Genomic DNA, 16,587 nt, shown 5'->3' with positions numbered 1-16,587 from the left:
GCAGTTAGAGGGAAGGAGAAAAGGGTGATCACGGAACTTCACCATTACGCGCTGGAGGTGCCCGACCTCGCCGTGGCCGACACGTTCCTGCGCGACTTCGGCCTGGACACCGCCGAGAAGGACGGCGCCCTGGTGGCACAGTGCACCGGACGCGGCCAGGAGCAGGTGCGCATGATCGAGGGCGGTGCCGCCAAGCGGCTGCACCACGTGTCCTTCACCGTGCGTCCAGGCGGGCTCGACGCGGTCCGCGAGTCGCTCGAGCGCCTGGGTACGTCCGCCGTCGAGCCACCCGCGGGGGCGGACGAGCGAGGTCTGTGGCTGCGGGATCCGGACGGTACCGCCGTACAACTGCTCGACGCCGTTCCCGCCAGCGCTCCGCTGACGACGGAGGTCCTCACCAACTCCGGAGGGGGACTCCAGCGCATCGGGGCCGCTCGGTGGCGCGAGGCCACCAAGGAGGTCCTGCCCCGGAGACTGGGGCACTCGCTGCTGTTCACCCCGCGTCCGGCCGAGATGACCGCCTTCTACACCGAGGTGCTGGGTCTGCGAGTCAGCGACACCATTCACCACGACCAGGTGACCTTCTTGAACGCCGGGCAGGGAGACCACCACATCTTCGGTTTCATCTCGTCCACGCACCCCGGCTTCCACCACTCCAGCTTCGAGGTGCCGTCCGTGGACGCGATCGCGCTGCGGGCGGACCACATGGCCTCCCAGGGGTACCGGCAGGGCTGGGGGCTGGGCCGCCACACGATCGGCTCCAACTTCTTTCACTACACGCGCGACCCCTGGGGCAGCTGGATCGAGTGGTTTTCCGACATCGACCAGGTCGACTCGTGCTGGGTCGCCGGAGACTGGGACGTGCCCCCGCACCTGTGGGGCGCACCCCCGCCCCCGGCGTTCCTGGTGAACCAGGAGCCCCCACCGCAGACGTGATACTGAGCGCCCTCTCGGCGGTACTGCGTACACTGTGAAGATTGAGGATGGTGTGACCGAGGGGTGGACGGATGTCCGTAGGCGAGTTGCTGCAAGGGCGCCCCGGGCCGCGGATCACGGATCCGCGGCAGACCTCCGTGGTGCTCCACGCCCATCTGCGGGAACTCATCATCGATGGGGTGCTGCCGCCCGGAACACAGCTCAAGCAGGCGGAGCTGGCACGGCTCTTCGCGGTCAGCCGGACGCCGTTGCGCGAAGCCTTCCGCATGCTCCAGGAAGAGGGCCTTGTCTCGGCGGAGCCCAATCAGCGCAGCAGGGTGGTCGGGCTGGACCCGGCCGACCTCGAGCTGCTGTACGCGGCACGGATCGCACTGGAAGCACTCGGCGTCCGGCTGACGGCGGGAAACCTCACACGCACCGAGAGCCGTGACGCCAGTGCCGCCCTGCGCGAAATGGAACGGACCTACCGCACCGGAGACCTGGCGAGCTGGGCGGTGGCCCATCGAGACTTCCACCGCCTTCTGGTCGGCCGCTGTGGCGCCGTCGTACTGCGTACGATCAGCTCCTACGCGGAGCAGAGCGAGCGCTACATCCGACTGGACCAACAGCACCATCGCGATGACTTCCACGCCCGCCAGAGTGAGCACGTCGCCATTCTGGAAGCGGTCCGCGAGGGCGACGCCGACAGGGGTGGGGTGCTGATCGCCCGGCATCTCGCCGGCACGGCCCTGCGCGTCATGGAGGACGTCGCCCCGGGCCGTGGCGCGCCGGCGATCGACAGCGCCCTGCTGCTCGTCGGCGCGGGCAGTGACGCGCGAGCCTCCGCCCAGTAGCGCGCCCCGCCGTACCCGTACCCGTGCCCGTGCGCTGCTGAGACGTTCCCGGGCTCGTGCGGAACAGGCGTTTCCGGACTCGCGCGGAACGCAACACCGAAGCCCGCGGCGCACCTTGACATCCTCCGGTAACTGCATACAGTTTTTCTGAACCGCCGATGCCGTACTGGCCGTCGGCCACCTCCTTCGCTCTGCCCGATCAGGCCATCAGGCCCCGGCAAGCGTGTCGGCCGCGAATACCGGTCGGCAGCCATGTGCCTCACTGTCCACACAGGGAGACGACCACACGGTGATCGAACTCATTGACCTCGCCTATGTGCGCTCCGGCGTCTCGGACCTGCCGGCGGCCATCGCCTGTGCGACCGATGTCGTGGGCCTGGAGCAGGTGCCGTCCGACGAACCAGGCGTCGCGCATCTGCGGGCCGATCAACGCCATCACTGTCTGGCCCTGGTCGAAGGGCGGTCCGGTGTGATCTCCTCGGCCTTCTCGGTCGCGGACGAGGGCGCTCTCGCCGACGCGCCCGCGCCCGCCACGTGGCCTTCGCCGACCTTGCGCCTACGTCCCCGAAGAGGCCATCACCACAAGGCCCGGCCTCACCCGGGTCGACCTGGCGCTCCCGCCCCCGCCGATGGGACTCGGGCCGGCCGCCTCACGTAACCACCCGCCCTCCGAAGCAGCACTCGCCCTGCACAGCACACTACTCGCCGTCCCGCCCGGCCGGGGATAAGCGCAGTTGGTCCCTCATGGCATTTCACGATGGGGGCCCTGCGCTGTTCACACCATGGTCGGGAAGACCTCGTCGAACAGGTCGAGCATGGCCCGCCAGGCCCGTTCGGCGGAGGGCCGGTGATAGCCGATCCCCGGGCGGGCCACGGGGTCGGATTCGAGGCCGGGGTGGGTGAAGCTGTGCAGGGCGCCGCCGTGGAGGTGCATCCGCCAGTCCACTCCGGCGGCCCGCATCTCCTCCTCGAAGGCCAGACGCTGCTCGACCGGACTGAACGGGTCCTCGGACCCCACACAGACCAGGACCTTGCCGGTGATGTTGGCGGAGTCCTGGGGCCGGGTGCTCGTCAGACCGGGGTGGAAGCCGACCACGGCCTTGAGGTCCGCGCCGCTCCGGGCGAGTTCGAGGACCATGGTGCCGCCCAGGCAGTAGCCGATGGCGGCGAGCCGCGAGGTGTCGGCCCGGGGCTCTGCGGTCAGCACCGCGAGCCCGGCTCCGGTGAGGGCGCGCATGCGGTCGGGGTCGGCGAGCAGTTCGTCGATCCGGGCGAACATCTCCTCGCGGTCCTCGATGAACCGTCCGCCGCCGTGGTAGTCGAGGGCGAAGGCCACATAGCCGAGTTCGGCGAGCCGGTCGGCGCGCTCGCGCTGGTGGTCGGTGATGCCGGGGCCCTCATGGGCGATCAGTACGGCGGGGCGCCGGTCCGTGCCCCCGGGCAGCGCCAGATGGCCCACCATGGTGGTGCCGTCCACGGGGTATTCGATGCGTCTGGTCGTCACCATCGCCGCGCTCCTTGTCCTTCGCCTTGCGGGATGGGAGGAAGCTAACAGCGGCGGTGCGCCGGGCCCGTGCGGCTTCGCCGGGGGCCGATTCGGTCTGCCGACAGCGAAGGCGTACCGAGTGGCCGGGCGGTGTATGGCAGCGGCGTTCGCCACCTGGCAGAGTGCGGCTCATGGACTATTCAGCCCATTTCCACCGTGAGATCGTGGCGTTCGAGCAGGCGGCCCGTGGCGCCGCCGACGGGGCGGACGCGCCACTGATCCCCTCCTGCCCCGACTGGACGATGTCGGATCTGGTGCTGCACCTGGGCGGGGTGCATCGTCTGGTCGCCCGCGTCATCCGGGAGCGGCTCGATCGGCAGCCGGACATCACGGATGCCACCCTCTTCGAGCTTCCCGAGGACCGCGACGGCTGGCCGGCGCCCACCGGCGGGCCGCATCACGGGCCGGTGCCGGTGAGTCTCGTCGACTGGTTCGCCGAGGGCGCCGCGCGACTCGAGGCGCTGTTCCGGAGCGAGGATCCGGGGCTGGCGGTGTGGACGTGGTCGGCGGAGCGGACCGCGGGTTTCTGGCTGCGGATGCAGACCATCGAGGCGGCCCTGCACCGCTGGGACGCCGAGCGGGCGGTCGGCGGGCGGGCCCGGCCGATCGAGCCCGACCTCGCGGTGGACGCCGTGACCCAGACCTTCGAGGTGATGGCCCCGGCCCGGCGGGCGTGGCGGGAGGCCCCGCCCGGGGCGGGCGAGCGCTTCCGGTTCCGCCGGACCGACGGTCCGGACCTGTGGACGGTCCGCTTCGACGGCGCCGAGGTACGGCTGACCACCGGCGCCGCGGACGAGGACACCGAAGGGGCGTCCCAGGATGTCGAGCTGGCCGGGACCGCGTCGGATCTGATGCTGTTCCTGTGGCAGCGGCTCCCCGCCGACCGGCTCGACAAGGTGACCGGCGACCGGGCGGTGCTCGACCGCTACTTCACCCTCGTCCCGCCCGTGTGAAACGCGTCCGGCGAGTCGGCACCCCGCGGCCGGGGCCGCGGGGTGCGACCATGGCCGGGAGCTGACCACGAGCGAGGGAGCCGCGAATGAACAGCGCCGATCTGCTGGCCGACGCCTTCGAGCGGGTGCGCGAGGAGGTGCACTCGGCCGTGGACGGGCTCTCGGAGGACGAGTTGGCCGTACGGCTCGACAGCGGGGCCAATTCGATCGCCTGGCTGGTGTGGCATCTGACCCGGGTACAGGACGACCACATCGCCGACGCCGCGGGCACCGAGCAGCTGTGGACGTCCGAGGGCTGGGCCGAGCGGTTCGGCCTGCCGTTCCCGCCCGAGGCCACCGGCTACGGCCACCGAGCCAAGGACGTGGCGGCGGTGCGGGTGGACGCCGAGCTGCTCACCGGGTACTACGACGCCGTCCACGAGAACACCCTGGCGTTCGTACGCGGCCTGCGCGACTCCGATCTCGACCGGATCGTGGACGAGCGGTGGACCCCGGCAGTGACCCTCGGCGTCCGGCTGGTCAGCGTGGTCTCGGATGATCTACAGCACGTCGGACAGGCGGCGTTCATCCGCGGCGCGGTCCGCAGGCGATAGCGCGAAATCACCGGCAGCGGGGGCCGTCGCATCGCTCGCATTGACATGCAGGCAATCACCTGCATAACGTTCGGTGTGAGCTCAGAGATGGACAAGGTCTTCAAGGCGCTGGCCGACCAGACCCGGCGATATCTGCTGGACCGACTGCATGAGCACAACGGCCAGACGCTGGGCGAGCTGTGCCGGCGGCTGGAGATGACCCGCCAGTCGGCCACCCAGCATCTGGCCGTTCTCGAGGCGGCCAATCTGGTCAGCACGGTGCGGCGGGGCCGCGAAAAACTCCACTACCTCAACCCCGTCCCCCTCAATGAGATCCAGGAGCGCTGGATCGACAAGTTCGAGCGCCCGCGGCTGCGCGCGCTGAGCCTGGTGAAGCGACAAGCGGAGGAAGCGATGGCCGACAAGCCGACGTTCGTGTACGTCATCTACATCGAGAGCACACCGGAGAAGGTCTGGCACGCGCTGACCGACGCCGACCTCACGGCCGAGTACTGGGGCCACAGCAATGTGTCGGACTGGCAGGTGGGCTCCCCGTGGGAACATCAGCGGACGGACGGCTCCGGCACCGCCGATGTCGTCGGCGCGGTGGTGGAGAGCTCACCGCCCACCCGGCTGGTGACCACCTGGGCCGCGCCCGACGCCGATGCCACCGCCGAGCCCTCCCGGGTCACCTTCGACATCCAGCCGCACGGCGACATCGTCCGGCTGACCGTGACCCACGAGAACCTGGCCGACGAGGCCGAGCGGACCGCGGCGGCCGGTGGCTGGGCCGCGGTGCTGTCCAATCTGAAGTCGCTGCTCGAGACGGGGAGCCCGCTGCCGCAGCGGCCCTGGCTGATCCCCCAGTGAACCTCGGTCGCCGTGGGACGTGGGGGCTCACCGTGCCTCACCGTGCGGCCCCACCGTCCCGGACCGCGATCCCCAGGGCGTCGGCGAGCATCGGCGCGAGCTCCATCAGCTGACCGCTGCCGATGGTGGCGCCGCCCAGCGCGTCATAACCGTCGGCGATCTCCAGCCGGGTGGCCCCTCGCAGATCGACCTTGGCCATCCGCGCCTTGCCGAACCGCACACCCTCCAGCGCCGTCCCCGGGAACGCCACCTCCGTCAGCCCCGCGCCGCCGAGGTCCACATCGCGCAGCAGACAGTCCACGAAGGTGACGTTCCGCAGCGTGGCGTTGCGGAGGTTCACCGATTCCAGCTTGCACCGGTGGAAGGTCACCCGGTGCAGCCGCGCGGAGAACATCTCGAGCCCGGCCAGCACACAGCCGCCCAGCTCGCCGTCCAGCCAGTCGGTGTCCGCCAGATCGGTGCCCACCCATCGCACCCCGTCCAGCCACACCTCATTGAACCGGGCCCCGCGGCCACGGCCCCCGGTGAAGGTCACCGAGGAGAACGCGGACTCGAGGAACCGGGCGTGGTCGCACACGGCCCCGTCGAAGGCGTCGCCGTCCAGATGAACGCTGTCGTAGTCACCCCCTTCCGCCAAGTCCCCGCCGAACGGCCGCAGATGGTCCGCGAAGGGCAGATCGGCGAGGTCACGGGGGGACGGCACCATGCGAGGGCTCACTTTCCGGGGGCGGGCGGCGTACGAGGCCGATACTGCCATCCGGGACCGACAGCCCCGCCGAGGCCGTGGCAGGGACCACCACCGATCGCCGTGAACCGAAGATTGGCCGAGTGGCATGTCGTTCAACCGCACCGAACAGGACAACCTGCCACCCTGCCACCCTCCTCGACCGCCCCGGGAGCGGTCTCCGGGCCCGGGGCGCCACCCGCACCGGAGGGGTTTCTTCCAGGTAGCGGCCGAGCCGGGAGTCGGCCGCGATCCACTAGCCCACGGCGCAATGCACTGTCAATCCGTCATTTCGGGGAATATCCCTGCGTTCGATGACCGGGTTAGCTTTCTGCTCGCCCTGACGCCGAGTCAGGCACATGGACGACGGAAGGCAGGTCGACGCGGGTGATGCGCAGCCGAAGGGACATGCTCAGGGCGGCTACGGCCGTGGCGGGCGCGGCCGCCGTGGGAGCGGTGAGTGGCGGGGTCACGACCGCCGCCGCGGCCACGCCGACGGCGCGGCGGCCAAGAGGGGCTCGGCAGCCGAGAAAGGTGCTGAGCTCGGTGGGGACGCGGCTCAACACCTTCAAGGACGCTTCGGGCCTGGTGACCGTCTCGGTCTTCTCGCACCGGGGCAATCCCCCTCAGCAGCACTGGGTCGATGAGACGGTTCTGGTCGGCGACGGCGACATGATCGCCATCGGCGGCGGGGCCACCGCGGTGGAATACCCCAACGGGGCGTTGCTGACGGCGTCCTATCCCACGGACGACCTGTCGGGCTGGACCGTCAGCTCGAAGGACCACATCGACGCGCAGGCGCATGAGCTGGTCTCGTACGTCATCGGTCTGAAGATCGCCGGGATGAGCCGGGACCAGCTGCTGCGGTCGGTGTACGTAGCACGCGCGGACAGCGGGGTGGCCCCGCATCCGGAGGCCGAGGCGGGTCTCCCGTCGTCGGATGAGTACGTCCTCGTCGGCGGCGGGTTCCGGGTGGACTGGCACGGCGGCGGCAATCTCGCCACCGCCTCCTTCCCCTCGACCGAGACCTCCTGGAAGGCCAGGTCGAAGGACCATCTGGTCTCCGATCCCGCCAACATCCGGGTGTTCGCCATCGGCCTCCGGCGCTTCCTCCCGGTGGGTTTCGTGTCCAACAGCTTCACCCGGGCCGACTCCGGCCAGTCGCCGCACCCGGCCGCCGTGGCATCCGTGGAGCCCGGTTTCGCGCTGACCGGTGGCGGCGCGGAGGTGCACTACCGGGGCAGCGGCAATCTGCTCTGGAAGCTCGAACCGGCCACCACCCAGACGCCGAGCTACAGCGCGGCCGCCAAGGACCACCATGTGTCCGACCCGAGCACGATCACGGCCTACGCCGTGGGTATCCGCCTCAACTGACACCAGAGGGCGATTACGTGCGCCGGATGGCCCATTCTCCGGTGTGCTGAGCGCACTTCCCCGGGACTCTCTCCGTTAAATCGGACCGTCAGATTTATTCGTTCTGCGACTCGACACGGAGGAATCCATGCAGATCGCGAAGAAGGCCGCCCTGGTGGCCGCGACCGCAGGCGCCCTTGCGCTCCTCGGCACCGGCACCGCAGCCGCCAACGGCTATGGCGGCTCCGACAGAAGCACCACCACCCCCACCAGCTTCGACGTCAGCAGCTTCGTCTTCCAGAGCAACGACTGCGACACCGCCACCGGCACCACCCTCTCCACCGCCACCGCCGGCCCGACGGGCGAGATGAAGATCGGCAGCACCTGCGCCAACATCATCGGCGGCTGACGCAGGGACAGCGGCCGACGACCACGGTCACCGGCCCACCGCGCTCCCCTCGGCCCTCCGGGTCGGGGGGAGCGCGCCCGTTCCGGGCCGATGGCCTGGTACGCCGAACGGGCCACTCTCCGGTGCGCTTACCCGACTTCGCCCCGCCTTCCTTCGTTAAATCGGACCGTCAGATTTATTCGTTCTGCGACTCGACACGGAGGAATCCATGCAGATCGCGAAGAAGGCCGCCCTGGTGGCCGCGACCGCAGGCGCCCTTGCGCTCCTCGGCACCGGCACCGCAGCCGCCAACGGCGGCTCCGACATTCCCACCACCGTCAACCTGTCCAGCTTCATCTTCCAGAGCAACGACTGCGACACCGCCACCGGCACCACCGCCTCCACCGGCGGCGCCGCCCCGAGCGGTGACATCAACATCGGCAGCAGCTGCATCAACTACATCGGCGGCTGATGCAGAGGCAGGGGCCGGCTACCACGGTCACCGGCCCCCCGCGCTCCCCTCGGCCCTCCGGGGCGAGGGGAGCGCGCCTCACCGCCGTACCTGGATCAGCGCATGAGCGCCGCTGGTGCGCCAGTGGTCCTCGTGCGCGTCCAGCGCGGCCACGGTCCGCTCGTCGAGGCCGACGACGACATCCGACTTCAGGATGCGCAGCGCGGCCACCGGGCCGGGGAAGTACCCGGTGCGGTCGGCGAAGGCGGTGGTCGGGGGCCACAGCCGGTCGCCGACGAGGCGGCGGTAGTTCAGATCGCCCTTCATGACGGTGAGCGTGGCCGCGGCGAACTCGCTCCGCAGATCGCCGGGCATCTCCTCGTACGGCAGCGGGGCGCGGAAGAAGTCGTGCGCCCGCACCGTGAGCCGCCCGTCGCCCATGGCGGCCCACAGCCGTCCGCCGGTGGCGGACGCGGCGCCCTCCGCCCGCACCAGACGGCGCAGACAGTCGACGACATCCTCGGTGGTGGCGTCGGAGACGTAGTACGGATACGGCTTGACCTGGAGCACCACCCGCTCGGCGCGCCCGTGGTGGAGCACATGGTCGATGAGGACGAGGTCGGGGAGCAGCTCCCGCCCGGCGTTGTCCGCCACCACGCACAGCGTGGCCGGAGAGCCGGCGGGCAGCAGCGACCACAGCGCCTCCGAGTCGTCCGCGACCAGCGGCGGAGTGTCGCCGCCGTGTGTGTCCGCGGCCGATGAGGAGATGCGGAAGCCCAGGTCCGCGCGGTTGCCCCAGAGTGAGCCGTGCACCAGCGCGTCCGCCTGCTCCCCGGCGGGCCTGCCCAGGATGTCGTCGAGCGCGGCCAGTTCGGCCTCGGCCCCGGGGGTGTCCAGCTCGGCCTGTTTGAAGGGGCGGAACGGGTCGACGCCCCGCCAGGGGCCGTCCGCGAAGTAGCCCACGGCCTCCAGGAGCCGGCGGTAGAAGTAGCTCTCCGCCCACAGGAACGGCACATCGAACCAGGACCGGCCGAAGTGCTCCCGGCCCCACACCGCCCACCGGTCGTGGTCGTACGCGGTGGGCGGGAGCGGGGCGATGGTGCCCTCGGCGGCGTTGTCGCGCAGCGCGTCGAGGGCGCGGTGCTGCCCGGGGCCGTACGGGAAGGCGTCGCGCACCTTCTCGATCAGTGCGGGATGGCGCTCGGCCAGCACACTCCGGGCGAACGATCCGGGCTCATCGCTGCGGATCACGGGCGCGTCGACGGTGTCGGACATGGCAGCCAGGGTCGCACACCGCGTGGTGGCGCGGCGGGGTCACCAGTGCGCGGGGCGGGTGAGGGACGGGGGCAGCCGGGTGGCGGCGTCGCCCTTGGCCGCGTTCAGCTGGGCCTGGGTGAGGAAGACGGCCCCCCGCAGGTCGGCCGCGCTCAGATCGGCGTCGCGGAAGTCGGCCCCGATCAGATCGGCCGCCGTCAGATCGGCCCGGCTGAGGTTCGCCGCGATGAGACGGGCGCCGCGCATGTTGGCGCCCCGCAGATCGGCTCCCCTCAGGTCGGCGCCGATGAGATCCGCTCCCCTGCGGTTCTTCTTCTTGCCCGGGATCCGGGCCCGTACCAGCTCGCTGGTGCCCAGCAGCAACTGATTGACCCGGTCGCGGTGGGCCGCCACATCGAGCTCCCTCAGCTCGGAGGCGCTGCCGAGGGTGAGGCGCTCGGTCTCCCGCAGCGCCTCGCGCAGGGCGCCGTGGACGGGCCGGGCGGGCGGCAGGGCCAGCGCCTCGGTGAGGTACCAGAGCAGCTCGTGCAGATGGCGCATCACGGGGAAGACGGCGAACATCTCGGAGGCCGTCCCGGGGTGCCGCCGCCAGTCCCGGCCCTCGAAGGTGAGCTGGGAGACCTTCTGCCCGGCGCCGAAGCAGTCGTAGACCGTGCAGCCCGGGAAGCCCTCCTCGCGCAGCCGGGAGTGGATCCCACAGCGGAAGTCGGCCCGGAGGTTGTGGCAGGGTTTCCCCGCGTCCTTGCTGATCGCGAAGTCCGTGGAGGCCGCGAAGGGCAGGGCGACACAGCACAGCCCGAAGCAGCTGGCGCAGTCGGCCCGCAGGGCGGGGCGGTCCGCGGCGGCCGGGCCGGCGGAGGGGGTCTCGGTCGTATCCGACAAGTGCGTGGTCTCCCGCGTGGACGGGAGCACCGCGGTGCGGGGCGGTGCTCGGTGGCGTTCCATTGTCTCAAGCGGGCTCAGCCGGGAATGATCAGCTCGATTCCATAGGCGGCGATCGCCAGGCACGCGGCGAAGCACACCACCGCCGCGGCCGCCGCGACCGTGTCGAGACGGCCGCGGCGCGCCCCGTGGCGCGGGGTGCCGCCACCGGCACGGGCCCAGGCGGCGACGCCGAGGGAGAACATCACCACCACCAGAACGGTGACCCCGAGGCTGACCCCGAAGACCCCGCCGATCGTGCCCCAGGTGGTGCCCATACGGATCAGCTCCTTGACGGGGGTCGCGGTTCGCTCAGGCGGTCGTGTCCAGGGTGCGCTCGGCGGGCTCGGGGAGGCGCGGCTCGTTGACGTTGTCCGGGTTCACCGGGCGCCGGCGCGAGAGCGCGTAGAAGCCCACCGCCGCCGCGACGGCGACGCACGCCACCAGGGCCACCCCCGCGTCGCCCTGGCCCGCCACCCAGGCCGCGACGCCTCCCACGGCCGCCGCCGCGGGCAGGGTCAGCAGCCAGGACACCGCGATCCGCCCGGCGATCCCCCAGCGCACATGGGCCAGCCTGCGGCCGAGCCCGGTGCCCAGGATGCTGCCCGTGCACACCTGGGTGGTGGACAGCGGGAAGCCCAGGTGCGAGGAGGCCAGGATCACCGCGGTGGCGCTGGTCTCGGCGGCGAAGCCCTGAGGAGGCTGGATGTCGGTCAGCCCCTTGCCCATGGTCCGGATGATCCGCCACCCGCCGACATAGGTGCCGAGTGAGATCGCCAGACCGGCGCTGAGCACCACCCACCACGGTGGCCCGGAGCCGTGCGCGAGCACGCCACCGGCGATGAGGGTGAGGGTGATGACCCCCATCGTCTTCTGCGCGTCGTTGGTGCCGTGGGCGAGTGCCACCAGGGACGCGGATCCCACCTGGCCCACGCGGAAACCCTTCCGCGCCGCGGGGGCGGCCGCCCGGTGGGTGATCACATACGCGAGGTAGGTGGCCAGCATGGCCACCACACAGGCCACCACCGGCGAGGCGACCGCCGGAATCACGATCTTCTCGACGATCGCGGTGAAGCGCACCGCGGATTCCCCGGCGCCCACCCACACGGCGCCGATCAGCCCGCCGAACAGGGCGTGCGAGGAGCTCGACGGCAGCCCGGCGAGCCAGGTGATCATATTCCACAGGATCGCCCCGATCAGCCCCGCGAAAATCATGACCGGGGAGACCTTGGCGTCGTCGACGATGCCGTTGGAGATCGTCTTGGCCACTTCCGTGGAGAGAAAGGCCCCGGCCAGATTGAGCACTGCGGCGACGAGGACGGCGAGCCGGGGCGACAGCGCCCCCGTGGCGATGGACGTGGCCATCGAATTGGCCGTGTCGTGGAAGCCGTTGGTGAAGTCGAAGGCCAGTGCCGTGAGGATGACGGCCACCAGAAGGAAGGAGACGGAGTCCATTCCCGACCTCCCGCACCAGGAGTGGTCCGGCACATCGATCGCGTCGGACCGTCTCGTGTGAAGACCGCTGTCTGCTGTCCACGCTAAGCGCCGTGTCAGAGGGGCGCCAACGCTGGCGTACGGCCCAACGGCCGGGCCGGGTCGGCGCCGTGGAACACGGCCCCGCCCGGCTCCGACGCCACCCCGCCGGCCGGAGCGCTCACCGGCAGCTCAGGTCTCACCGGCGGCTCAGGGAGGCACGAGCGTTGAGCGTGCGCACATCGCCTCCCGTGGTGTCCCGGTAGGTGTCGGTGACGCGGGCGAGCTCCTCGGGGGTCCGGGCACCTGCCCGGTTCATGGCCCGGTTCGCCCGTACGACGGCCGCCGTCGCCTCGCGGCGCTCGGTCTCGTAGTGGGCCAGCGCGGTGGGCACATCGTCCGTCCGCGCGAGTTCGCGGGCCAGGACGCGGGCGTCCACGACGGCCTGGGACGCGCCGTTGGCCCCCACCGGATACATCGGATGGGCGGCGTCGCCGAGCAGGGTCACCCGGCCACTCCCCCACCACGGCAGCGGCTCCCGGTCGACCATCGGATATTCGAGGATCTCGGCGCCGCCGGTCAGCAGACCGGGCACATCGAGCCAGTCGAGCCGCCAGTCCTCGAAGTACGGCAGCACATCGGCGAGCCGCCCCGCCCGGTTCCAGGCCGCGTCCCCGGTGAGCGGCCCGGGCTCGGACATCCGCACCTGGCAGACCCAGTTGACCCGGCCGCCGCCGATCGGATACGCGACCAGCTCGGCGTCCCCGTCGTGCACGATCACCATCGAGCGCCCGGTCAGAAACGGCTCGGCCGGTGTCGTGCCCCGCCACATCCGGATGCCCGACCACAGCAAGGGGCCGTCCTGCGGGTGCAGCGCGGCGCGGACCGCGGAGTGCAGCCCATCGGCGCCGATCAGCGCCCGCGCGGCCGTCTCCTCGACCGTCCCCGTCGCCCGGTCGAGGATATGGACGCGCACACTGTCCCGCTGCCCCGGGTCGTCGAATCCCACCACCCGCGCCCCGGTGCGGACCGCGTCCGCGCCCAGGCGCTCGCGGACCGCCGCGAGGAGCAGCCGCTGGAGCTCCCCGCGGTGGACCGAGTACTGCGGCCAGCGGTAGCCCTGGGCCAGGCCCCGCGGTTCGGTGAAGATCCGCTTGCCGAACCGGTCGCAGTACACGTTCTCGGCGGTGGCCACGCCGATGGCGGCGAGCTCGTCGCCGAGGCCGAGTTCGACGAGCTCGCGCACGGCGTGCGGCAGCAGATTGATCCCGACGCCGAGTGGCCGGATCTCGCGGGCGCTCTCGACGACCGCCGTCCCGACCCCGGCCGCGTGGAGACTCAGGGCGGTGGCCAGCCCGCCGATCCCGCCCCCGGCGATGAGCACACTCATCACTCGGCCCCGGCCTCGGGACGGGTCTCGGAGGGGACCTCGGGGCGGTCCTCGGGACGGATCCCGGGGCGGTCCTCGGAGCGGATCCCGGGGCGGTCCTCGGAGCGGATCTCGGGGCGGTCGATGATGCGCAGCCAGCTGCCATCCGGCTGGCGGCGGGCCACCTGCACCCGGCCGCCGGTGTTGTCGGCGGGGCGGGTCGAGGTGAGGGCCAGATCGCCGTAGCGGACGGTCGGCAGCGCCTCCTCCACCCGGAAGGGGCGCGGGGCGTGCGCCAGCATCCGCTCACAGACGGCGCGGATCGCCTCGCGGCCGACGGTCGTGGCACCCGGCGGGTAGGCCAGCACCGCGTCGGGCTCGTAGAGCTCGGCCAGCCCCTCGGCGTCCCCGGCGTTGGCACGCTCCACGAACAGCCGGGCCAGATCCTCGGGGGTGGTGGCACGGGCACGGGTCTCGGTCATGGTCGACTCCTTTCCTTGTCTTCGCCTCCACCCTCCGGCGAGCGCATCCAGAAGTCCAAGAGATGGTTGGTCTGGTTGCTAGAATCATCGCTTATGGAGCTGCGGCAGCTTGAGTACTTCGTGGCGGTGGCCGAGGAGCGGAACTTCACCCGGGCCGCGGAGAAGGTGCATGTGGCCCAGCCGGGGGTCAGCGCACAGATCCGCCGGCTGGAGCGCGAGCTGGGCGAGCAGCTGCTGGACCGCTCGGGCCGCTCGGTGCGGCTGACCGAGGCGGGCGCGGCGGTGCTCCCGTACGCGCGTGCCGCGCTCGCGGCGGTGGAGGGCGCCCGGCTCGCGGTGGACGAGCTGACCGGGCTGCTGCGCGGGCATGTGGCGGTCGGGACGGTCACCTCGCACAGCGTGGATCTGCCGGGGCTGCTGGCGGAGTTCCACGACGCCCATCCGGCGGTGGAGATCACCCTCACCGAGGCCACGTCGGACGAGCTGCTGGAGGGTCTGCGCACGGGACGGCTCGACGCGGCGATCGTCAGCGTGGGCGCCACGACCCCGGCCGGGGTCGAGCTGGAGGTGATCACCGATCAGCCGATCGTGGCCGCGGTCAGCCCCGACCATGAGCTCGCCGTGCACTCGGCCATCTCGCTGGACACCCTGCGGGGCCGTGCGCTGATCAGCCTGCCGCGCGGCACGGGGCTGCGCACCCGGATCGACGAGGCGTGCGCGGCCGCCGGTTTCACCCCGCACATCGCCTTCGAGGCCAGCGATCCGGAGGTGCTGGCGCAGCTCGCCGAGCGGGGTCTCGGCGCGGCGATCCTGCCCGGTGCGTTCGCCGAGGCACGGTCGGACCGGCTGCGGTCGGTCCGCATCGACCGGCCGGCCCTGCGGGGGCGGCTGGCCTTCGCCTGGCGGGCGGACGGCCCGAGCGGCCCGGCCGGCCGGGCCCTGGTCGGGCGCGCCCGTACCGCCCTGGCGGCCGCCTCGGCCCCTGAGCGCGCCGCCGGGTGAGCACTCGTCTTCCGTGCGCACACACGGAACTCCCCGTTGACAGCTCACCAGGGCGGATCCCACAATTGCGCTCATGATCAGGCATCGGTTCGACGCGACGGGACATCTACGCGCCCCGGACCGGACCGGGTGTGAGCGCTCGGGCCTCTAATCGGGACTCTCCGCATCCCGCGGCCACCGCCCCCGCGCCCCCGAAGCCACGCCGGTCATTCCTCTCGCGATCGCCGGTCAGCCCCTGACGATCCGGACGTCGCGACGCTCAGGACGACACTCCCGTGGTCATCCCCGCGGCACGAGGGCACCTCCCCACCCCCGCCTGCCCCTGCCCGCCGTCACGCATGAGGAGACGCCATGACCGTCGTCGACACTCCACCCACGACCCTTCGCGAAGCCACCATCCCGCCGGACGGCATGTACGAGGGCGCGCGCATTCTGCGGCGGCTGCCCGAGGGGTGGGAGGAGCGTCCGTACGAGCGGTTCGAGGTCGTGCCCCTCGGCCGCGTCATCGGCGCCGAGATCCGCGGCCTGGACCTCTCCCGGCCGCTGGAGCCCGCGCTGCGCGAGGAGCTGAACCGCGCCCTGCTGGAGTGGAAGGTGCTCTTCTTCCGGGCTCAGCACCTCACGTCGGAGCAGCAGCGCGGATTCGCCCGCAACTGGGGCGAGTTGGAGACCAATCCTCTGCTCGCCGCCGGGTCCAGCGAGGATGTGGTCCGCTTCGACAAGGCGTCCGGTGCCACGCCGACCTTCGAGAACATCTGGCACACCGACGTCACCTTCCGCACCCGGCCCGCGCTCGGCGCCGTGCTCCAGCTGCGCGAGGTGCCGCCGGTGGGCGGGGACACCATGTGGGCCGACATGGCGGCGGCGTACGACAACCTCCCGGCGGAGGTGAAGGAGCGCGTCGACGGCGCCACCGCGGTCCACGACGTCATCCCCGGCTTCGTCCGCTTCTACGGACCGGAGCGGCTGGCCCCGTTCCAGGAGATGTTCCCCCCGGTGGAGCACCCGGTGGTGCGCACCCATCCGGAGACCGGCCGGCGGATGCTGTTCGTCAACACCTCCTTCACCACCCGGATCACCGGCATGGAGCGGGAGGAGAGCGACCGGCTGCTGAGCTTCCTGTGCCGGCAGGCACACGTCCCGGAGTACCAGGTGCGCTTCCACTGGCAGCCGGGCGACATCGCGTTCTGGGACAACCGCGCCACCCAGCACTACGCGGTCAACGACTACGCCCCGCACCGCAGGGTCGCCGAACGCGTCGCCATCGAGGGCGACCGGCCGTTCTGACCCCGGCCGCTCCGCCACGACCCCTGGTGCGGCGATTTTCGGCCACCCGCGCGAGCCCGTACCCGGCGCGGGCTTGTTCCCGGCGGATGGAACGATGCACGGCAGTGGCCACATCGGAGGTATAACCATTGCCGAGTGGTCAGTTGACGAGC

18 protein-coding genes and 1 pseudogene are annotated in these 16,587 nt (G+C 71.5%); 11 read left to right on the top strand and 8 right to left on the bottom strand.

What is annotated here, in order from left to right:
• Positions 1 to 24 precede the first annotated feature (24 nt).
• From KHP12_RS47775 to KHP12_RS47765, 3 genes are all read left to right on the top strand, one after another.
• Positions 25 to 936, top strand: coding sequence for a VOC family protein (locus tag KHP12_RS47775; protein WP_308289540.1), 912 nt, complete (start codon positions 25 to 27; stop codon positions 934 to 936).
• Positions 937 to 1,007: 71 nt separating this feature from the next.
• Positions 1,008 to 1,769 (top strand): GntR family transcriptional regulator, encoded by a 762-nt coding sequence (locus KHP12_RS47770; protein WP_086882543.1) that lies wholly within the window; start codon positions 1,008 to 1,010, stop codon positions 1,767 to 1,769.
• 289 nt (positions 1,770 to 2,058) lie between these two features.
• A complete protein-coding gene (locus KHP12_RS47765) occupies positions 2,059 to 2,427 on the top strand; it encodes a VOC family protein (protein ID WP_208653046.1) in 369 nt (122 codons plus the stop codon).
• A 117-nt stretch (positions 2,428 to 2,544) separates the two neighbouring features.
• On the opposite strand, the gene KHP12_RS47760 is transcribed toward KHP12_RS47765, so the two are convergent.
• Complete coding sequence (locus tag KHP12_RS47760) at positions 2,545 to 3,276, bottom strand: dienelactone hydrolase family protein (protein WP_211834681.1); 732 nt, start codon at positions 3,274 to 3,276, stop codon at positions 2,545 to 2,547.
• A 170-nt stretch (positions 3,277 to 3,446) separates the two neighbouring features.
• Here KHP12_RS47760 and KHP12_RS47755 point away from each other — a divergent pair, with 170 nt between their 5' ends.
• The 3 genes from KHP12_RS47755 (at position 3,447) to KHP12_RS47745 (ending at position 5,710) form a co-directional block, all read left to right on the top strand.
• The gene (locus KHP12_RS47755) at positions 3,447 to 4,268 is read left to right on the top strand and encodes a maleylpyruvate isomerase family mycothiol-dependent enzyme (RefSeq protein WP_086882549.1); all 822 of its coding nucleotides are present in this window, start codon (positions 3,447 to 3,449) and stop codon (positions 4,266 to 4,268) included.
• Positions 4,269 to 4,354: 86 nt separating this feature from the next.
• Entirely contained in the window at positions 4,355 to 4,861 is a 507-nt protein-coding gene (locus KHP12_RS47750; RefSeq protein WP_037957618.1) for a mycothiol transferase, read from the top strand.
• 87 nt (positions 4,862 to 4,948) lie between these two features.
• Positions 4,949 to 5,710: an ArsR/SmtB family transcription factor gene (locus KHP12_RS47745; protein ID WP_086882541.1), complete on the top strand. Its 762-nt coding sequence runs from the start codon at positions 4,949 to 4,951 to the stop codon at positions 5,708 to 5,710.
• 37 nt (positions 5,711 to 5,747) lie between these two features.
• On the opposite strand, the gene KHP12_RS47740 is transcribed toward KHP12_RS47745, so the two are convergent.
• Entirely contained in the window at positions 5,748 to 6,416 is a 669-nt protein-coding gene (locus KHP12_RS47740; RefSeq protein ID WP_211834680.1) for a pentapeptide repeat-containing protein, read from the bottom strand.
• 564 nt (positions 6,417 to 6,980) lie between these two features.
• On the opposite strand from KHP12_RS47740, the gene KHP12_RS47735 reads away from it, so the two are divergent.
• The 3 genes from KHP12_RS47735 (at position 6,981) to KHP12_RS47725 (ending at position 8,647) form a co-directional block, all read left to right on the top strand.
• The gene (locus tag KHP12_RS47735; RefSeq protein WP_143678055.1) at positions 6,981 to 7,808 is read left to right on the top strand and encodes a hypothetical protein; all 828 of its coding nucleotides are present in this window, start codon (positions 6,981 to 6,983) and stop codon (positions 7,806 to 7,808) included.
• 127 nt (positions 7,809 to 7,935) lie between these two features.
• Positions 7,936 to 8,196: a hypothetical protein gene (locus KHP12_RS47730; RefSeq protein WP_086882538.1), complete on the top strand. Its 261-nt coding sequence runs from the start codon at positions 7,936 to 7,938 to the stop codon at positions 8,194 to 8,196.
• 208 nt (positions 8,197 to 8,404) lie between these two features.
• Positions 8,405 to 8,647 (top strand): hypothetical protein, encoded by a 243-nt coding sequence (locus KHP12_RS47725; protein WP_086882537.1) that lies wholly within the window; start codon positions 8,405 to 8,407, stop codon positions 8,645 to 8,647.
• A gap of 78 nt (positions 8,648 to 8,725) precedes the next feature.
• On the opposite strand, the gene KHP12_RS47720 is transcribed toward KHP12_RS47725, so the two are convergent.
• The 6 genes and pseudogenes from KHP12_RS47720 to KHP12_RS47695 all read right to left on the bottom strand — a co-directional run.
• Positions 8,726 to 9,901 (bottom strand): damage-control phosphatase ARMT1 family protein, encoded by a 1,176-nt coding sequence (locus tag KHP12_RS47720; protein ID WP_086882536.1) that lies wholly within the window; start codon positions 9,899 to 9,901, stop codon positions 8,726 to 8,728.
• 39 nt (positions 9,902 to 9,940) lie between these two features.
• Positions 9,941 to 10,783, bottom strand: a complete 843-nt coding sequence (locus KHP12_RS47715; protein ID WP_246648936.1) for a pentapeptide repeat-containing protein — start codon at positions 10,781 to 10,783, stop codon at positions 9,941 to 9,943.
• A gap of 77 nt (positions 10,784 to 10,860) precedes the next feature.
• Positions 10,861 to 11,100, bottom strand: coding sequence for a hypothetical protein (locus tag KHP12_RS47710; RefSeq protein WP_086882534.1), 240 nt, complete (start codon positions 11,098 to 11,100; stop codon positions 10,861 to 10,863).
• A 34-nt stretch (positions 11,101 to 11,134) separates the two neighbouring features.
• Positions 11,135 to 12,277, bottom strand: coding sequence for an inorganic phosphate transporter (locus KHP12_RS47705; RefSeq protein WP_086882533.1), 1,143 nt, complete (start codon positions 12,275 to 12,277; stop codon positions 11,135 to 11,137).
• A gap of 217 nt (positions 12,278 to 12,494) precedes the next feature.
• A complete protein-coding gene (locus KHP12_RS47700; RefSeq protein ID WP_086882532.1) occupies positions 12,495 to 13,685 on the bottom strand; it encodes a flavin-dependent oxidoreductase in 1,191 nt (396 codons plus the stop codon).
• Positions 13,686 to 13,789: 104 nt separating this feature from the next.
• A pseudogene (locus KHP12_RS47695) lies at positions 13,790 to 14,146 on the bottom strand (YybH family protein); the annotation flags it as partial.
• A gap of 93 nt (positions 14,147 to 14,239) precedes the next feature.
• On the opposite strand from KHP12_RS47695, the gene KHP12_RS47690 reads away from it, so the two are divergent.
• A complete protein-coding gene (locus KHP12_RS47690) occupies positions 14,240 to 15,148 on the top strand; it encodes a LysR family transcriptional regulator (protein ID WP_210608911.1) in 909 nt (302 codons plus the stop codon).
• A gap of 351 nt (positions 15,149 to 15,499) precedes the next feature.
• A complete protein-coding gene (locus KHP12_RS47685; RefSeq protein ID WP_106969180.1) occupies positions 15,500 to 16,435 on the top strand; it encodes a TauD/TfdA dioxygenase family protein in 936 nt (311 codons plus the stop codon).
• Positions 16,436 to 16,587 lie beyond the last annotated feature (152 nt).

This window comes from Streptomyces asiaticus (assembly GCF_018138715.1).
Lineage (GTDB): Bacteria > Actinomycetota > Actinomycetes > Streptomycetales > Streptomycetaceae > Streptomyces > Streptomyces asiaticus.
Note: the sequence above shows the minus strand (reverse complement) of the source record. Positions and strands in the feature narration are given on the sequence as shown.